Consider the following 16,607-nt stretch of genomic DNA (forward strand, 5'->3'; position numbering starts at 1 on the left):
CGACGCGGCAGGGCGTGTCCCGTCGCGGTTCCGCTCCTGCCATGCTGAGGACATGACGACGCCGTCGGCCGCCGCCCCCGCGGAGCCCTCCTCCGCCTCACGCCTAGCGCTGTTGCCGGCGGTCGGGGTGTCCGCCTCCGCGTTCCTGCTGTTCGCCCTGCAGCTGGCAGGCTGGGGTCACCTGCTGCTGGCCCTCAGCCTGCTCGGCGCGGTGCTCGTCTCCCGGGAGCTCGCGAAGGACCTCGCGCTGATCGGGATCGGGATCGCCATCGTCTCGACCACCTCGGTCGTCGCCTCGGTGGACTGGGACCGCTTCCTCACCATCGGCGCCGTGCTGCTGCTGGCGGTGCTGGTGCCGGCGGCGGTGGACCGTCTGCTGCTGCGCCGGCGCGCGATCCGGTTCCCGCTGCGCACGGGCGAGCCGTGGACCCGCCTCGAGAAGGGCTACATCGTGGCCGTGCCCTTCCTGGGCTGGCTGATCCTTCCGTTCTACTTCATCACCTCGGGCGTCTACCGCAACTGGCCGCACCTGGCCGACGGCGGGGAGGTGGCGCGCTTCTTCGCGGGCGTGAACTTCGTGGGCACCTGGGACGAGCTGTTCTTCATCTGCACCTGCTTCGCGCTGCTGCGCCGTCACTTCGGGGTGTGGACCGCGAACCTGCTGCAGGCGACGATCTTCGTGTCGTTCCTGTGGGAGCTCGGCTACCAGGCCTGGGGGCCGCTGCTCACCGCGCCCTTCGCGCTGCTGCAGGGCTGGCTGTTCGCCCGCACCGGCTCGCTGCTGTACGTGCTGATCGTGCACCTGCTGTTCGACGTGGTCGTCTTCCTCGCGATCGTGCACGCCCGTCATCCGGGTGCGATCCCGATCTTCCTCGTCTGACCGGCCGCGGACCGGCCGGCGCGTCCTCGCCGGCTCCGCCGCACCTCCTCGTGCTCCTCTCCCGCCCCTCGCGGCCCTATCCCACCCCCTCGGGGCTGTTCCCCACCTCCTCGGGGCGCTGCCCCACCCCCACGCAGCCCTTCCCCGCCCTCTCGCGGCCCGGGCATGGTCAGGTCATGGCGCAGGGCGTGCCACTACGGCATATATGCCGTAGTGGCACGCCCTGCGCCACCGGCCGACCACGCCCGGACCGGCAGTGCCCCGGCTGACCCTCGAGGACGACCGGGCCGGCGGCGGACCCGGACTGCGAGACCCCGACGGCGAGGCCCGTGAGGGAGGGCCCGGGCGGCGAGGACCCCGCCGCCCGACCCTTCCACGAGGGGGCGTCGTCACCGGCGAGCATGTCGTCGCCGCGCGCGGCGCGCACGAGGTCCTCGAGGGCGACAGGGCGATGAGCACGCCCGCGATCGGCAGGGCCAGATACATCTGCCCCACGGTCACCGGCAGGCCCGGGATCGCCTGGTCGAAGGAGATCGACATGCCGCGGATCCCGCCCCAGACCAGGCCCAGCAGCGCGAAGACGAGGACGGAGAGCTCCACGAGCACGGACGTGACGCGCTGCGCGGCCGCTCGTTCGTGCACAGGGCGGAATCGTCCTCCGGCGCTCCGGTGGAGACGATCAGCGGACCTCGCTGAGACGTACCCGGACGGTCCGCGGGTCCGCGTCGTCGACGAGCACCATGCGCTCGAAGGCGGTCCCCTGTATCGACGTCTCCTCGGGCGGCGGGGCGAGGTCCGCGCTCTCGAGGACGCCGACCGCCGTGGTCGGCATACCGTCCGGCACCGTCGTCGACGGCGCCGGGTCCTCGGCTTCGTCGTCGCATCCGAGGAGCGACAGCAGCAGGCCCGTTCCCGCCGCGGCGAGGACTCCTCGTCGCGGCACCGGGTCGCTCACGCGCTCCACCCGTTCCCTGCCACGGCATCGAGAGCAGGACACGTTGCCACCCATACGGTGGCGGGGTCGCCGTCGTCGATGAGGAGATACCGCTCCAGTTCCAGCCCTGCGGGTTTCGAACGGCTCAGCCTCCAGGTGGTCGCCTCGTCGAGCAGCTCCGACGTGCGTCCCGAGCTCTCTCCCAGCCGCTGCGCGAAGTCCTGCAGCTGGCCGGTGTCTGCTCCGTGGAACATGGTTCCCCTCCGTGTGACGTTGATGTCTCCCCCGCACCCGACCATAGGCGCCGGTGCCCGCCGCAACCATGGGGAGTACTGCCCATTCCCGCCTCCACGGACAGCGACGAGCCCCGACCCTCGTCAGAGGATCGGGGCTCGTCGAGCGCTCGGGTGGAGCGGCAGGTGATCAGGAGATCACATCATGCCGCCCATGCCCCCCATGCCGCCCATGTCGCCGCCGGCGGCCGGGGCCTCGGGCTCCGGCTTGTCGGCCACGACGGCCTCGGTGGTGAGGAACAGGCCCGCGATGGACGCCGCGTTCTGCAGCGCGGAGCGGGTCACCTTGACCGGGTCGATGATCCCGGCCGAGACCAGGTCCTCGTACTCGCCGGTGGCCGCGTTCAGGCCCTGGCCGACGGGAAGGTTCTTGACCTTCTCCGCCACGACGCCGCCCTCGAGACCGGCGTTGACCGCGATCTGCTTGAGCGGTGCCTCGATGGCGACCTTGACGATGTTGCCACCGGTGGCCTCGTCGCCCTCGAGGGCGAGCTTGCCGAAGGTGTCCGCACCGGCCTGCAGCAGCGCGACGCCGCCACCGGCGACGACGCCCTCGTCCACGGCGGCCTTGGCGTTGCGCACGGCATCCTCGATGCGGTGCTTGCGCTCCTTGAGCTCGACCTCGGTCGCGGCGCCGGCCTTGATGACGGCGACGCCGCCGGCCAGCTTCGCGAGGCGCTCCTGGAGCTTCTCGCGGTCGTAGTCCGAGTCGGAGTTCTCGATCTCGGCGCGGATCTGGGAGACGCGGCCGGCGATGCGGTCGGCGTCGCCGGTGCCCTCGACGATGGTGGTCTCGTCCTTGGTGACGACGATCTTGCGCGCCTGGCCGAGCTGCTCGAGACCGGCGGTCTCCAGCTTGAGGCCGACCTCCTCGGCGATGACCTGGCCACCGGTGAGGATGGCCATGTCCTCCAGCATCGCCTTGCGGCGGTCGCCGAAGCCGGGGGCCTTGACGGCCACGGACTTGAAGGAGCCCTTGAGCTTGTTCACCACGAGCACCGCGAGGGCCTCGCCCTCGACGTCCTCGGCGATGATCGCCAGCGGCTTGCCGGCCTGGATGACCTTCTCCAGCAGCGGCAGCAGGTCCTTGACGGAGGACACCTTGGAGGAGAGCAGGAGGATGTAGGGATCCTCGAGCACGGTCTCCTGGCGCTCGGCGTCGGTGACGAAGTACGGCGAGATGAAGCCCTTGTCGAAGCGCATGCCCTCGGTGAGCTCCAGCTCGAGGCCCATGGTGTTGGACTCCTCGACCGTGATCACGCCCTCCTTGCCGACCTTGTCGAGGGCCTCGGCGATGAGCTCGCCGATGGCCGGGTCGGCCGCGGAGATGGCGGCGGTGGAGGCGATCTGCTCCTTGGTCTCGATCTCCTTGGCCTGCTTGAGCAGGGTCTCGGAGACCGCGGCCACGGCCTGGTCGATGCCGCGCTTGAGCGCGATCGGGTTGGCGCCCGCGGCGACGTTGCGCAGGCCCTCCTTGACCAGGGCCTGGGCGAGGACGGTGGCGGTGGTGGTGCCGTCGCCGGCGATGTCGTCGGTCTTCTTGGCGACCTCCTTCACCAGCTCGGCGCCGATCTTCTCGTAGGGATCGTCGAGCTCGATCTCCTTGGCGATCGACACGCCGTCGTTGGTGATGGTGGGGGCGCCCCAGGACTTCTCGAGCACGACGTTGCGACCCTTGGGGCCGAGGGTGACCTTGACGGCGTCGGCGAGCTGGTTCATTCCCCGCTCGAGGCCGCGCCGGGCCTCCTCGTCGTAAGAGATGAGCTTGGCCATTGTGGAATCTCTCCCGTGTCTGTGATGTCCACCCGGCCCAGTGCCCGCGACGGACGGGAGCCGACTCCGTGTTCATGTCCCACGGCGCCGACGCCCTCACGGGGCCGGAATGTTCAGGTCCCGGTGCGCGGAGGCGATGTGCGCGAGGGCTGTCACTCCCGTGCACCGAGTGCCAGATCATCATAAGCACTCTGCCCCTGAGAGTGCTAACTCTCCGCGAGGAGCGGACACGGCCCCGTCGTCCGGCCCGGACGTCGTCGGCGGTCACCCTCTCCGAACGGAGCCGACGGGCGGGCACCCCGCCCGGCGCGCACACGCGGACGCGCCGCCCCTCCCTCAGGAGGAGCGGCGCGTCGCGGGGCCGCAGGGGCGTGCGGGGAGGGGTCAGCCCTCGCCGCCCTGATCACCCTGGTCGCCGTCGCCCTCGCCGCCGCCACCGGGCTCGGTGACCGCGATGAAGGTCAGGGGCGAGTCGTACTCGTCGCTCTGCCGCGCCTCGCCGGCGCCGACCTGCTCGGCGAGTGCCTGGGCGGTGTCCGCATCTGCCTCGTCGCGGTAGAACACGACGGGCTCCTGCTGGGGGCTGTCGGCGGTGGCGACGCTGACGTCCTCCCAGCCCTCGCCCTGGAGCTCCTCCTGCCAGGTGCCGGCGAGGCCGTTGATGCTGCCGGCGTTGATCACCTGGACGGGCACGGAGAGGTCGGGCTCCGGGGCGGGCTCCTCCGAGGGGCTCTCCTCGGGGGCGGCCTCGCTCGAGGCGCTCTCCGACGCGGAGGCCGGGCCCTCGGCGCCGTCGTCGCCGCCGCCCATGCCACCGATCACGAAGAGCAGCACCACCAGCAGCACCACGGCCGCGCCGATGATGATGATGTACAGCAGGTTCTCCCGCCAGAAGGGGAGCTCGGCGCGGTGGGCGCCGTGGAAGGTGACGGCGTCCGCCTCGTCGTCGAATCGGTCCGGCGGGTAGGGATACTGGGAATCAGCCACGGACCCATTTAACATGGTCGACCCGGATCGGGGGTGGAGCACACGCCCCGGAGACGGATGGCTCAGGCCACGCGATGGTCGCCGCCGAGGGAGGCGCCGCCGTCCTCGGAGGTGCGCCGGGCGCGGAGCCGGTTGACGACGGCGGGGGCCGCGCGCAGCGCCGCCGGCTCGTCGAGCAGGGCGTTCAGCCGCACGTAGTAGGCGACCTTCGACAGGCCGATCTCCTCGCGGATCGCCCGCTCCTTCGCGCCGACGTAGCGGAAGGTGCGCCCCTCGAGCGCGAGGATCCGCCGGTCCCGCTCGGTGAGCGCCCCCTGCGGCCCCGGCAGCGCGACCTCGGACGGCACGCGCTCGGACGCCGTGCGCTCCGACGACATGCGCTCCGACGACGGGACGTCGGAGGGGCGCGCGTCGGCGCGGGCGGGCTCGTCGGAGGCGGAGGGCATGGACCGAGGCTACGCACCTGCGACCGCTCCCCCGGGCTGCCACGCCGCCGCCCTGCGCAGGTCGTGAGGGATGCCTCGCCGGGAGGGGCCGACGCGCCCCGACGGCGCCGCGCGCGGATGGTTGACTGCCTCCATGGCTGCTCCCCTGACCGAGATCATCGCCCCAGACTGGGCCGAGGCCCTCCGTCCCGTCGAGAACCGCCTCCACGAGATCGGCGGCTTCCTGCGTGAGGAGGTCCGCGCGGGCCGCGGCTACCTGCCCGCCGGCGAGGCGGTGCTGCGCGCCTTCGCCCGGCCGATGTCCGAGGTGCGGGTGCTGATCGTCGGCCAGGACCCGTATCCCACGCCGGGTCACCCGATCGGTCTGTCCTTCGCGGTGGAGCGGCACGTGCGCCCGCTCCCCCGCTCCCTGACCAACATCTACAAGGAGCTCGAGAGCGATCTCGGCATCGTCCCCGCCGCGCACGGCGACCTCTCCTCCTGGCAGGACCAGGGGGTGCTGCTGCTGAACCGGGTCCTCACCGTCGCGCCCGGCGCCCCGGCCTCCCACCGACGTCGCGGCTGGGAGGAGATCACCGAGCACGCCATCCGCGCCCTGGTGGCACGCGGCGGGCCGCTCGCGGCGATCCTCTGGGGCCGCGACGCGCAGTCGCTGATCCCGCTGCTGGGCGAGGTTCCGCATGTGGCGAGCCCGCACCCGAGCCCGCTGTCGGCCTCCCGTGGCTTCTTCGGCTCCCGTCCCTTCTCGCAGGTGAACGCGCTGCTCGAGGCGCAGGGAGCCGGACCCGTGGACTGGCGGATCCGGGACTGAGGCCGGGCTGGGACCGGATCCGGTCCGAGAGCGCGCCGGTCCCGCCGCGGGGGCGGGCCCCCGGCCTCGCGCCCGACGGGGCGGGAGGAGACCGCCCGGTCCGTCGGCCTCCCAGGGCCTCGCACGACCGCGCCGGACACTACTGTGGGGGCATCGCGTCCGCCGTCCCAGCCGCCGTGGAGGTCCCGATGCCCCTGAACCCCGCCCAGTTCTCCCCGCAGGGCCCAGGGGTCGACTACGACCCGCACTGGTACCGCAAGGCCGTGTTCTACGAGGTGCTGGTGCGCGCCTTCGCCGACGGCAACGGCGACGGGACCGGGGACTTCACCGGGCTCATCGAGCGCCTGGACTACCTGCAGTGGCTCGGCATCGACTGCCTGTGGCTGCCGCCCTTCTTCGCCTCCCCGCTGCGGGACGGCGGCTACGACATCTCCGACTACGAGCAGGTGCTGCCGGAGTTCGGCTCGATCACCGACTTCGAGCGGCTGGTCTCCGAAGCGCACCGGCGCGGGATCCGCGTGATCATCGACCTGCCGATGAACCACACCTCCGACAAGCACCCCTGGTTCCTCGAGTCCCGCTCCGACCCCGAGGGCCCGTACGGGGACTTCTACGTCTGGTCCGACACGGACGAGAAGTACCAGGACGCGCGCATCATCTTCGTGGACACCGAGGAGAGCAACTGGTCCTTCGACCCGGTGCGCCGGCAGTTCTTCTGGCACCGCTTCTTCTCCCACCAGCCGGACCTGAACTTCGAGAACCCCGCGGTGCGCGAGGCGATGTTCGAGGTGGTGCGCTTCTGGCTGGACAAGGGCATCGACGGGTTCCGCGCCGACGCGATCCCGTACCTCTTCGAGGAGGAGGGCACCGACGGGGAGAACCTGCCGGCCACCCACGAGTTCCTCGCCGAGCTGCGGGAGTTCGTGGACGAGAGCTGGCCGGGCCGCGTGATCATCGCCGAGGCGAACCAGTGGCCGGCCGACGTGGTGGAGTACTTCGGCACCCCTGAGCGGCCCGAGTGCCACATGTGCTTCCACTTCCCGGTGATGCCGCGGCTGTTCTACGCGCTGCGCGAGGGCAGCGCCCGGCACATCATCGACATCCTCGAGGACACCCCCGAGATCCCCGCCGGTGCCCAGTGGGGCACCTTCCTGCGCAACCACGACGAGCTGACCCTCGAGATGGTCTCCGGCGAGGACCGCTCGGCGATGCTCGGCTGGTACGCGCCCGACACGCGGATGCGCGCGAACGTCGGCATCCGTCGGCGCCTGGCGCCGCTGCTGGACAACTCCCGCTCCGAGCTCGAGCTGATCCACGCCCTGCTGCTCTCCCTGCCCGGCTCCCCGTTCCTCTACTACGGGGACGAGATCGCGATGGGCGACAACATCTGGCTCGAGGACCGCGACGCGGTGCGCACCCCGATGCAGTGGACCCCGGACCGCAACGCCGGGTTCAGCGAGAACACCGACCCGGGCAAGCTCTACCTGCCGGTGATCCAGTCGCTCGTCTACCACTACTCGACCACCAACGTCGAGGCGCACATGGCCCACTCCGGCTCCCTGCTGCACTTCGTGCGGTGGGTGCTCGCGGTGCGCAAGGAGCACGATGCCTTCGGGCTCGGCGCGTACCGGAACATCCCGGCGGACTCCGAGCGGGTGCTCGCCTTCACCCGCACCTACGACGGCGCCGAGCACGGCGAGGACGCGGAGTGGCACGCCGAGACGCTGCTGTGCGTGTTCAACCTGTCCTCCCAGCCGGTCACCGCGAGGCTCGAGATGACCGGGATGGACCGGCGCACCGTCCGGGACCTCTTCGGCGGGCACGAGTTCCCGGCGGTGGACGAGGCCGGCACCCTCACCCTCACCCTCGGCGGGCACGGCGTCTACTGGCTGAAGGTGCGTCCGCTGGACGCCCACGGCGAGCCGATGACGACCACCACCGCGCTGCCGGTGATCGGCGCGGACTGAACCCGCCCGCGCCGACGGGGCGTCAACTGCGTCACGGCGCACGAGACGCCCGTCACATCGTCCGCGGGCGAGGTGAGAGGCTTCGGGACGAGGAGGTCGACGCAGGTCATCCCGCATCCCGGGAGGCCCGACGGGCGGGCCGCGAGGACCCGATGACCTGCGGGTCACCGCTGCGAGGGGCCGCCTCGCAGTGCCTCGGAGCGCGCCGGTGTGCCATTCTCATGGATCGGCAGGCCGCCCCCGCGAGCCGCGAGCGCCCTGCCGTGACCCCGTAAGGAAGGGAGAGCACGGTGGCAGAGCACCGTTCGACGGCGGAGGAGGCGGCCGATCCGGGCACGAGTCCGGAACGCCTCCTCGAGCTCACCGAGAAGCACCCCCAGCTGCATCGGCTGATCGTCATGAACCCCTCGGCCCCCGAGGTCGCGCGCCAGTGGATCCTGGCCACGAACCAGTGGGCGAAGCAGGCCTACGAGGCCGGCACCCTGCAGCCCGACGAGGACGACGACCTCGACGAGGGCGAGCCCACCCAGCTGCACCAGGTGGTCCCCGACGAGGATCGGGCGCCCGAGGAGTCGGCGTGGACCGCCGCGCAGGAGTCGCAGGCTCCCGAGGAGCGGCCCGCGTCGGCACCGCAGGCCGATCCCGACGACAGCGCCTCCGCCTGGGACGAGGTCCCCGAGGCGCTCGTCTGGGGGACCGCCGCCGGAGCGACCGGCGCCGCCGCGGCCGGCGCCGCGGGTGCGGGAGCCGACGCCTCCGCCGACGAGCGCCCCGGCACGACGCCGCCCCCGGCCCCGCCCGCGCAGCAGGCCCCCGTGGGCGGGCCGGCGCCTGACGCGCAGCCGTCGCCCTCCGCGCAGAGCCCGACCGAGGGCACCTCCTCGGTGCGGCTGTCGCCGAAGGCCTCCGTGGTCCCGCTCGGCGCCGCCCCGGCCGCGCAGACGTCCCCGTCCGCTCAGGCCTCTCCGGCATCGCAGGCCTCGCCCGCCCCGCAGGCCGGTCCGTCGACCCGGCAGATGCCGGCCGTCGCCGCGTCCGCCGCCGCCACGGGCGCCGCCGCCTCCGCCGCGCAGCATCCGACCGCCGCTCAGGGCCCCTCCGGACAGCAGCAGTACCCCTACGGGGAGCAGGCCCCGGTGTCCCCGGGTCCGGCGTCGCAGGGCCCCGCCTCGGCCCCGCCACCCGTCGGCCGACCGCCCCAGGACGAGGACGATTCCGACGACGGCAGCCGGAAGCGGGCCCTGATCGCCTGCGGCGGCTGCCTCGTGCTCGCCCTGATCCTGCTGCTCGTGATCGGACTGGGCGCCCGCGCCCTGTTCGCCCCCGACGAGGGGCAGTACCAGCGCGACAGCTCGACGACCAGCGCCGAGGCCGCTCCGGAGGAGACCACCGAGGAGACGACCGAGGAGACCACCGAGGATCCCGTCTCCCCCGCCCCCGAGGGCGCCGAGGAGATGTCCGAGCTGCGCTCCCCCACCGGGAACATCAGCTGCCAGCTCGAGGAGGACTCCGTCTCCTGCTCCCTCGTGGAGCGGGACTTCTCCGAGGCGGGGCTCGAGGACTGCGAGAACGGCCCGTTCTCGATCACCGTCGCGGGCGAGGACGCCGAGCGCGCCTGCGGCACGTCCTTCCTCAGCGACTCCGCGCCCACCCTCGAGTACGACCGCAGCGCCAAGCGCGGCGACGTGGCGTGCACCAGCCGCTTCGACGGGATGACCTGCTGGAACGTCATGACCGGCAAGGGCTTCACGGTGAACAAGGTGTCCTACGAGACGTTCTGACCCACCGGGCCCGCCCCGCACGCACGAGCCCCTCGCCGGAGTGATCCGGCGAGGGGCTCCTCGCTGCGGGGCTGCCGCACGGCCCCGAGGGGACCGGGGAGCGAGCTGGAGACGGGAATCGAACCCGCAACCACCTGTTTTTCGGTCCAACAGTCCCGTAGGGTCCGGCATCAGCCCAAAACTCCTTCCGACCTGGCTTTTACGACAGCGAGTCACACCCGGGAACTTCGGTGACAGCGACAAAGTAGCCCTGAAAGTAGCCCCGTCCAGGCCGACGAGACAGGGGAGGTTGCCATGCTGTGACGTGTTCATACCCGCCGAGCGGTACCTAGCGCCGCTGTCCAGAAGGGAGCGATGACAGCTACGCCAGCGATGTGAACGGCAGAGCGGCCGCTCCGGCCTGGGAAGAGCATGCAGGCGGAGGCGATTACTGGCACCCTCGCCACCGCGGCCATACCGCTCGCACCTCAGTCGCTCACAACATCACGGGCGCTCTGGAGGTAGCCAGCGCGGACTGGTCATAGCGCCAGCGGCAGGTCTGATACGCCGCTTTGCATAGACTCGATGGGCGGCGGGTTGCACAAGGCGGGGCGTGGCCGGATGATTTCGCTGTGTCGCTCAGGCCTCCCGGTGCAATATGAATCTGCAACAGGCCAGGGAGGCGCAGCGGCAGAAGCGTCTCGAAGCTCACGCGACGATGCCGGACCGATCGCAAACTCGGCCAATACGTGGGCTAACTATCCGGATCGCGGCGAGACATGCCGACGCCGGACGATTGGAGAGACACCTGTAGCAAGCGACCGGGACGCAAGCGTCCCGGCGATCTTGGTATGCGCCGAAGCCAACGGTCCACCAGAAGCCACATCACCCTGGCGAAACATCAAATGATCGCGACTGGGCTCTTCGCGAATACGAACGACAGGAACGCCCCAAGGAGGAAGCGTGGAAGCGGAATACTGGGCAGTGCTTGCCCCAACCATTGGCGCCATGGTAGTAGCCTTCTTAACAGCCAAACTGGCTACCCGGAGGACTCTCACTGAGCGATCCAAAGATGAACTCTTTGACGCCTACATTGTATTGGCTGGTTTGATCACGCGTCTGTCTGAGCAAATTTCGGAACGCCGGCAGCACGGCGCTACTCAAACGTCATCAAGGGTGGACGAAGGAAGCGCGCTTGAGAATGCGACGTTCGTAATTTCTGTCGTCACCCCAGGGTTGAGCGCCAATAAGATCATCGATGCGTACAACGACCTCGCGCTAGCCTTAAACACTACTGACTTTTTTGCTCCCGGACGTGCGGTGTCAGCCGAAGAGCTGATAATAGTCTCCGGGAAGTTGGAAACACTTAAGCAGGTCACCGTGTCACGGGCCCAATCGGACATCTATGGGTGGCAGTGGCGACGAATGTTGCGCACGGCCATTCGTTTCTCCGAGAGGCATCCATGGAGGCGCTCCGCGAAGCCCTGAGCCGGCTGAAGGCCCCGTGTGCACGCAGCACCCTTGCGCCGCCTGCTGACTCGGACCGCCTTGGCAGCTCAGGACATTCCGGCAAGCCCCAGTGGCGGGCCGCGGGACAGGACGAGCCGTCTCCCTCCCAGAGGATCGACAGCGCAAGCTGTGATCCCTGCGGCAACGGGCGTCATAGTCCGAGGTCTCTTCTGCATCGCGACGGGCGGCCGTACCCCGTGCCTGCCGGCCCATGACACTCGAGGCTTTGAGTTGAGTAGCCTCCGGCCGGGCGGCGAAGCGCTAGCCCCCCTGCATGTGGCATCCTACGGAGACTCCACCACGACGCTCTGAAGTGGCCGATCTAGTTTCACTGCCACAAGGGCGTGCCGCCGAGTAGATTGCACAGGGCTGCGGCGCCTGCCACGAAGGAGCGGTAATGGTAACGATGGAAGTGGCCCCATCGATGCTTAGATGGGCACTCGATCGCGCTGATATGAACACGGAAACGAAGCGTTATGCACGTTTCGAGTCGTACGCCTCGGGGCAAAAGCAACCGACAATGAATCAGCTCGAAGAGTTCGCCAACGCCACCCATGTGCCGTTCGGCTACCTATTCCTCCCCGAGCCGCCGCGAGAAGACATCCCTATTCCCGATTTCCGCACGATACGCGATGAGAGAATCCGGCAGCCAAGCGCCAATCTATTAGATACCATATATGAGGCCCAGATGCGTCAAGACTGGTATCGCGAATATGCCCGGAGTCAGGGCGCGGAGCCTCTCCGGTACTACGGGTCGGCGTCATTAGACGACTCTCCGGTAGCCGTCGCCGACAATATACGCGAGGCCCTCAAGTTTGATATGGACAGACGAAGCCGTTTCGGTAACTGGGAGACGGCACTTCGCTACCTCATCGATGCCATTGAGGAAATCGGCATACTGGTCATGGTGAGCAGTATCGTTGGAAATAACACCCATCGGAGTTTAAGCCTTCGTGAGTTTCGTGGATTTACGTTGGGGGACCCGTACGCGGCCGTGATCTTCGTGAACGGTGCGGACTCAAAATCTGCCCAAATGTTCACGCTGCTGCACGAGCTTGCCCATGTCTGGCTGGGCGAAAGTGGACTCTCGAACGAAGACATGACGTCGTCCGAGCCGCTCAGTAATGAGCGCTGGGCCAATATGGTCGCAGCGGAGATTCTAATTCCCCGCGACCAACTTCGCGCCGATTACAGGGGGGCTCTCAACGGCCCGGAAGTCACTCGATTGGTGCGGCTATACAAGACGAGTTCGCTGGTGGTGATTAAGCGCGTCCATGATGCCGGGCTGGTCGACTGGGATACATACCTTACGTACTATCGCAAGGAAGAAACCAGACTTAAAGAGATATTGGATCGAAAACGGAAATCTCCTGGCGGAGATTACTACAACTCTCACCCATTGCAGATCGGACAGCAGTTTACGCGGGCGGTCATAGTTGACACTTACGAAGGACGAACCTTGTACAGAGATGCATTCCGTCTTCTCGGAACCTCTAAGGCTAAGACCTTTGAGGGCCTGGCCGAGCGCTTGGGGGTAGCATGACCTATCTGCTTGACGCGAATATCTTCATTCAGTCGAATCGCGCGCACTATGGACTAGATTTTGTCCCGGCTTTCTGGGACTGGCTGGATTATTCTTATGAGGCTGGGCTCTTGCGATCCATAAAACAAGTAGGAACTGAGATCGCGGCCGGCAAGGATGACCTGACGGCATGGGCTGCTGCGCGCCCAGACCTCTTCGTTCCATTGGACGCCTCTTGCCAGCCCCATCTGGCGGCGGTGGCACAGTGGGCGACTTCGCACCATTTCACCAGTGCCGCGGTAACAGAATTCTTGCGCGTTGCGGATTATCAGCTTGTTGCGTACGCACGCGCTCATTCGATGACCGTTGTCACGATGGAGAAGCCCGAGCCTCAGCGCAAGAACAGGATCAAGATTCCTGACGCATGCATCGCGATGAGCGTCGAATGGGCAGGGCCATTCGATATGTTGCGCGCTGAGAAGGCGTCTTTTGTCCTCCGATAATTCGCTTATCTAGTACGGTCGGGGAAATCGCTAGAGAAGAGCTTCGCGCAGTCCCCAGGTGCGAGGAAGTCGCACTCACACATCATCGCCCCCCGTCCAGCCCGTGAGGATCTCATCGAGGAGTTCCTGCGCCTTCCGCGTTAGGGAGCGATCCCCCGTCCCCTTCGCGGCCGCGGAGATCAGGCCGCGCTTCTCCGCATCGGTCACGTACACCCGCGCCGCGGCCGGGGACTTGCCCAGCCACTTGCCGAGCTGCGCATAGAGCGTTGGCTTCTCACCGTCGGATTTCGGCTGCCGTAGGGCACGGATGAGGAGGAAGTGGAGGCCCAGCGCCGCGTAATGCTCATCGGTCCGGGCGACCTCGCCGCCGCGGGCATCATTGCGGAACGCCTCGAGCAGGCCCGTCATTCGCGGGGGGTAGTTCCTCGAGTCCGTGAGTCGCGCAAGCTGTCGAGCCGAGGAGAAGATGTCGCGGGCGACATGGAACCGGGCGTGCTCCCGCAACTTCGCGATCTGGGAGGGCGAGGACGAGGAGATTCGCACGATGTCGTCAGCCTCGCTCCACACGGCCACGGCCACGGTCTCGCGCCCACGTCGAGATCAGGTTCACCGTGGTGCGCGAAGGTCGCCGCGTGTTCCTCGCACCGCCCAAGACCGACAGCAGTGTGCGGACCATCTACATCACGCCGGAGACGGCGGCCCTTCTCCGGCGCCGGCGCACCGAGGACGAGTCCCAAGGCGGGCACGAGCGGCCGAACACCGTCGGCACCGTCTTTCCCTCCACTGCGGGAAAGCTCTGGGAGATCCGCGGGGCTACGCGGAAGATGCGCGCAGTCTTCGACCACGAGGACGTGAACGTGCCATGGGCAACCACACACACCCTGCGGCATACGATGATCACGGACTCGAGCAAGGCGGGCGTCCCGTTGAGCGAGATCTCCCAGAAGGCTGGGCACCGCCGCGCCGCCACCACACTTGGCTACTTCGACACTAAGACGCCGTCGACCACCGTCGGAGCCAGGCTCGAGGAGCACCGCAAGGCGAGCCGCTCGAGCAAGTTCAGCGAAGCAAAGTAGCCCCCAAAGTAGCCCCGAGTGAGAAAGTAGCCCCTCCCGGGATGACATCGAAAGCGATGATTTCCCAGGTGAGGAGCTATTTCTTCGAGCTGGAGACGGGAATCGAACCCGCAACCACCTGTTTACAAGACAGGTGCGCTACCGTTGCGCCACTCCAGCGAGAGGGGACCGACCGCGGCGCGGCCGGTCCCCTGAGAGTGTAGAGGCCCGTGGGCCCCGGGGTGGCCTGCGGCTCAGCCTTCGCCGCCGTCGGAGGCGGACTCGCCGCCCGCGGCGAGCACGGCCTCGCGCATCTTGCCGGGCTGGGACCACTGGTCTGAGCCGAAGGTCTCGCCGTCGATCTCGACGTACGGGGTGCCGCCGCCGGTCTCCTCGCCGTAGGGGTCCACGACCTGGCGCACCCACGGCTGGTAGGTCTTCGAGCTCATGCAGGACTGGACCTCGTCGGAGGCGCCGGCCTCCTGGGCGTAGCCCCAGATCTGCTCGTCGGTCAGGCCCGCGCTGCCCTCGGCGGGCTGGTTGGCGAACATGAGCTGCTGGAAGCCGATGGCGTTGTCGGGGTCGTCCTCCCACACGCAGGCGAGAGCGTTCGCGGCGCGGGAGGAGTAGTCGCCGGTGGTGGACTGGGTGTCCAGGAAGCGGCGCGGCACGAGGTGCACGGTCGCCTCCTCGTTCTCGACGATCTGCTGGAGGTCCGCGCCGTTGAGCTCCTCGAACTGGCCGCAGACGGGGCACATGAAGTCGAGGTGGATCTCGAGCACCGGCTTGCCCGAGTCCTCGGGGGCGCCGATCGGGAGATAGGGCTGGTCCTCGGCGACGCCCTCGGGGGTCGCGACGGGACCTGCCGGCTGCGCCTGGCGGTAGATGAACAGACCGGCGGCGGCGACCAGCACGAGCGCGACGACGGTGACCGCCGCGATCACGATGGTGCGGACGGTGCGCTGACGCTTGAGCTCTGCCTGGCGCTGCGTGCGCAGGGCCTCGCGCTGTGCTTCGCGGCGCTCCTGCGCCGAATGGGACGGACCGGACGCGGCCATGTGATCTCCTCGCCCCGGGCTGGGGCAGCGGTCGGTGGTGGGTCGTGCAGAGTTTAACCGTGGCCGCCTGGACGGGGCCGGACGGGATGAGCGACCTCACCCGCGCCCGCGCGGTGAGCACCCGCGCCCCTGTGCAGGAGTGCCGTCGTCACCGTCTCCACAGCGCGATGTCGTCCAGCCGCGGCCCCTGCGGGAAGGGGAGGTAGTCCACCATCCCCTCGCGGGCCACGAGCGCGAAGACCACCGCGCCGAGCAGCAGCAGGAGCAGCACCAGCACGATCGCGCCCCACAGCATGTCGGGCGCGGCCGCGTCGAGCATCCGGTGGGCGCCGTCGCGGGTGGTGCGGCTGCCGATCCCCACCCAGGTGATCAGCAGGGTGATCGCCATGGCGGTCGCGAAGGCGACCCCGTCGGGCAGCGGCGAGCCCTGCAGCAGCGTCCAGGCGGCGTCGAGGGCAAGGCCCACGAGCAGGCCGAGGACCAGCGGGAACAGTGCCTGCAGCGCGATCTCGAGCAGTCCCAGCAGGAAGCGGAAGGGGCTGGCGAGCCCTGCCGCCCAGGTCGGTCCGGAGCCGGTCGCGCCGCGCATCCGCTGCGCGGTCACGGAGCGGTGGCTGCGCTCCCAGGTGCGGGCGAGCGCGCCGAGCAGGAGCAGGACGCCGAGCGAGATGTAGGGGGCGAGCGCGGCGAGGGCGACGATCAGCAGGTGCCCGGTCCACACCAGCAGCGGCCGACGGGGCGGGGCCGGCGGCGCCGCCCACATGCCCTGCCCCGGAGCCATCTGCTGCGGTGCCATCGGGTGGGGCGCCATCTGCTGGGGCGCGAGCTGCTGCGGAGGCACCCCGTGCTGCGGGGCGAGCTGCTGGGGCGCGGTCTGCCCGCCGCCGTGGGCGGGCCGCTGCGTCGGCGCCGGCTGCGGGTACGGCTGCGAGTGCTGCTGCGGGGCCGTCCGCTGCGGCGACGCGGCCGCGCCGTAGGGCGAGGCGTCCTGCGGCGCGGCGCCGTACGGGCCCGCCGCTCCGACGGGCCCGGCCGACGGCGGCACCACGGGCAGCGCCCGGGTGGGCGTGCCCGTCACCGGGATCACCTCGGTGGGCGGATCGTCCGGG

At 69.2% G+C, this 16,607-nt stretch carries 15 protein-coding genes, 1 tRNA gene and 1 pseudogene; 8 read left to right on the forward strand and 9 right to left on the reverse strand.

Annotated elements, in window-relative coordinates:
* Window positions 1-52: 52 nt before the first annotated feature.
* A complete protein-coding gene (locus Y09_RS12640; RefSeq protein ID WP_053918046.1) occupies window positions 53-880 on the forward strand; it encodes a CPBP family intramembrane glutamic endopeptidase in 828 nt (275 codons plus the stop codon).
* 679 nt (window positions 881-1,559) lie between these two features.
* On the opposite strand, the gene Y09_RS12645 is transcribed toward Y09_RS12640, so the two are convergent.
* The 5 genes from Y09_RS12645 to Y09_RS12665 form a co-directional block, all read right to left on the reverse strand.
* Window positions 1,560-1,835 carry a hypothetical protein gene (locus Y09_RS12645; protein WP_053918047.1) on the reverse strand — a complete coding sequence of 92 codons (276 nt, stop codon included), beginning with the start codon at window positions 1,833-1,835 and terminating at the stop codon, window positions 1,560-1,562.
* Window positions 1,832-2,068 (reverse strand): hypothetical protein, encoded by a 237-nt coding sequence (locus Y09_RS12650; RefSeq protein ID WP_010550095.1) that lies wholly within the window; start codon window positions 2,066-2,068, stop codon window positions 1,832-1,834. The genes Y09_RS12645 and Y09_RS12650 overlap by 4 nt, the downstream gene beginning before the upstream one ends.
* Window positions 2,069-2,245: 177 nt before the next feature.
* Window positions 2,246-3,880, reverse strand: a complete 1,635-nt coding sequence (gene groL / locus Y09_RS12655; protein WP_053918048.1) for a chaperonin GroEL — start codon at window positions 3,878-3,880, stop codon at window positions 2,246-2,248.
* Between the two features lie 384 nt (window positions 3,881-4,264).
* A complete protein-coding gene (locus tag Y09_RS12660; protein ID WP_053918049.1) occupies window positions 4,265-4,867 on the reverse strand; it encodes a LytR C-terminal domain-containing protein in 603 nt (200 codons plus the stop codon).
* A 62-nt stretch (window positions 4,868-4,929) separates the two neighbouring features.
* Window positions 4,930-5,313 carry a DUF3263 domain-containing protein gene (locus Y09_RS12665; RefSeq protein WP_082358827.1) on the reverse strand — a complete coding sequence of 128 codons (384 nt, stop codon included), beginning with the start codon at window positions 5,311-5,313 and terminating at the stop codon, window positions 4,930-4,932.
* A gap of 133 nt (window positions 5,314-5,446) precedes the next feature.
* Between Y09_RS12665 and Y09_RS12670 the strand changes: the two genes are divergently transcribed.
* The 6 genes from Y09_RS12670 to Y09_RS16925 all read left to right on the forward strand — a co-directional run bounded on the left by Y09_RS12670 (window position 5,447) and on the right by Y09_RS16925 (window position 13,385).
* Entirely contained in the window at window positions 5,447-6,124 is a 678-nt protein-coding gene (locus tag Y09_RS12670; RefSeq protein WP_053918050.1) for a uracil-DNA glycosylase, read from the forward strand.
* Between the two features lie 188 nt (window positions 6,125-6,312).
* Window positions 6,313-8,091 carry a maltose alpha-D-glucosyltransferase gene (treS, locus tag Y09_RS12675; RefSeq protein ID WP_053918051.1) on the forward strand — a complete coding sequence of 593 codons (1,779 nt, stop codon included), beginning with the start codon at window positions 6,313-6,315 and terminating at the stop codon, window positions 8,089-8,091.
* A 290-nt stretch (window positions 8,092-8,381) separates the two neighbouring features.
* A complete protein-coding gene (locus Y09_RS12680; protein WP_053918052.1) occupies window positions 8,382-9,872 on the forward strand; it encodes a hypothetical protein in 1,491 nt (496 codons plus the stop codon).
* Window positions 9,873-10,814: 942 nt separating this feature from the next.
* Complete coding sequence (locus Y09_RS17290) at window positions 10,815-11,339, forward strand: hypothetical protein (RefSeq protein ID WP_148639648.1); 525 nt, start codon at window positions 10,815-10,817, stop codon at window positions 11,337-11,339.
* A gap of 418 nt (window positions 11,340-11,757) precedes the next feature.
* The gene (locus Y09_RS16920) at window positions 11,758-12,903 is read left to right on the forward strand and encodes an ImmA/IrrE family metallo-endopeptidase (protein ID WP_082358829.1); all 1,146 of its coding nucleotides are present in this window, start codon (window positions 11,758-11,760) and stop codon (window positions 12,901-12,903) included.
* Window positions 12,900-13,385 (forward strand): DUF4411 family protein, encoded by a 486-nt coding sequence (locus Y09_RS16925; RefSeq protein WP_082358830.1) that lies wholly within the window; start codon window positions 12,900-12,902, stop codon window positions 13,383-13,385. The genes Y09_RS16920 and Y09_RS16925 overlap by 4 nt, the downstream gene beginning before the upstream one ends.
* A 75-nt stretch (window positions 13,386-13,460) precedes the next feature.
* Here Y09_RS16925 and Y09_RS12685 read toward each other — a convergent pair whose 3' ends face one another.
* Complete coding sequence (locus Y09_RS12685) at window positions 13,461-13,793, reverse strand: hypothetical protein (RefSeq protein ID WP_148639649.1); 333 nt, start codon at window positions 13,791-13,793, stop codon at window positions 13,461-13,463.
* A gap of 224 nt (window positions 13,794-14,017) precedes the next feature.
* Here Y09_RS12685 and Y09_RS12690 point away from each other — a divergent pair, with 224 nt between their 5' ends.
* Window positions 14,018-14,461 carry a site-specific integrase gene (locus Y09_RS12690; RefSeq protein ID WP_053918054.1) on the forward strand — a complete coding sequence of 148 codons (444 nt, stop codon included), beginning with the start codon at window positions 14,018-14,020 and terminating at the stop codon, window positions 14,459-14,461.
* 87 nt (window positions 14,462-14,548) lie between these two features.
* On the opposite strand, the gene Y09_RS12695 is transcribed toward Y09_RS12690, so the two are convergent.
* The 3 genes and pseudogenes from Y09_RS12695 to Y09_RS12705 form a co-directional block, all read right to left on the reverse strand.
* Window positions 14,549-14,620: transfer RNA gene (locus tag Y09_RS12695), tRNA-Thr, on the reverse strand.
* Window positions 14,621-14,694: 74 nt separating this feature from the next.
* On the reverse strand, window positions 14,695-15,498 hold the full coding sequence (locus tag Y09_RS12700; RefSeq protein WP_053918055.1) for a thioredoxin domain-containing protein: 804 nt from the start codon (window positions 15,496-15,498) through the stop codon (window positions 14,695-14,697).
* A 148-nt stretch (window positions 15,499-15,646) separates the two neighbouring features.
* Window positions 15,647-16,607 (reverse strand): annotated as a pseudogene (locus Y09_RS12705) (serine/threonine protein kinase); the annotation flags it as partial.

It is taken from the genome of Brachybacterium sp. SW0106-09 (genome assembly GCF_001293905.1).
GTDB classification, from domain to species: Bacteria; Actinomycetota; Actinomycetes; order Actinomycetales; family Dermabacteraceae; genus Brachybacterium; species Brachybacterium conglomeratum.

Excerpts from the sequence above, each read along its gene's own strand:
- Y09_RS12640 (WP_053918046.1), top strand. The coding sequence starts at position 53 with ATGACGACGCCGTCGGCCGCCGCCCCCGCGGAGCCCTCCTCCGCCTCA.
- Y09_RS12650 (WP_010550095.1), bottom strand. The coding sequence starts at position 2,068 with ATGTTCCACGGAGCAGACACCGGCCAGCTGCAGGACTTCGCGCAGCGG.
- groL (WP_053918048.1), bottom strand. The coding sequence starts at position 3,880 with ATGGCCAAGCTCATCTCTTACGACGAGGAGGCCCGGCGCGGCCTCGAG.
- Y09_RS12665 (WP_082358827.1), bottom strand. The coding sequence starts at position 5,313 with ATGCCCTCCGCCTCCGACGAGCCCGCCCGCGCCGACGCGCGCCCCTCC.
- Y09_RS12670 (WP_053918050.1), top strand. The coding sequence starts at position 5,447 with ATGGCTGCTCCCCTGACCGAGATCATCGCCCCAGACTGGGCCGAGGCC.
- treS (WP_053918051.1), top strand. The coding sequence starts at position 6,313 with ATGCCCCTGAACCCCGCCCAGTTCTCCCCGCAGGGCCCAGGGGTCGAC.
- Y09_RS16920 (WP_082358829.1), top strand. The coding sequence starts at position 11,758 with ATGGTAACGATGGAAGTGGCCCCATCGATGCTTAGATGGGCACTCGAT.
- Y09_RS16925 (WP_082358830.1), top strand. The coding sequence starts at position 12,900 with ATGACCTATCTGCTTGACGCGAATATCTTCATTCAGTCGAATCGCGCG.
- Y09_RS12685 (WP_148639649.1), bottom strand. The coding sequence starts at position 13,793 with ATGACGGGCCTGCTCGAGGCGTTCCGCAATGATGCCCGCGGCGGCGAG.
- Y09_RS12700 (WP_053918055.1), bottom strand. The coding sequence starts at position 15,498 with ATGGCCGCGTCCGGTCCGTCCCATTCGGCGCAGGAGCGCCGCGAAGCA.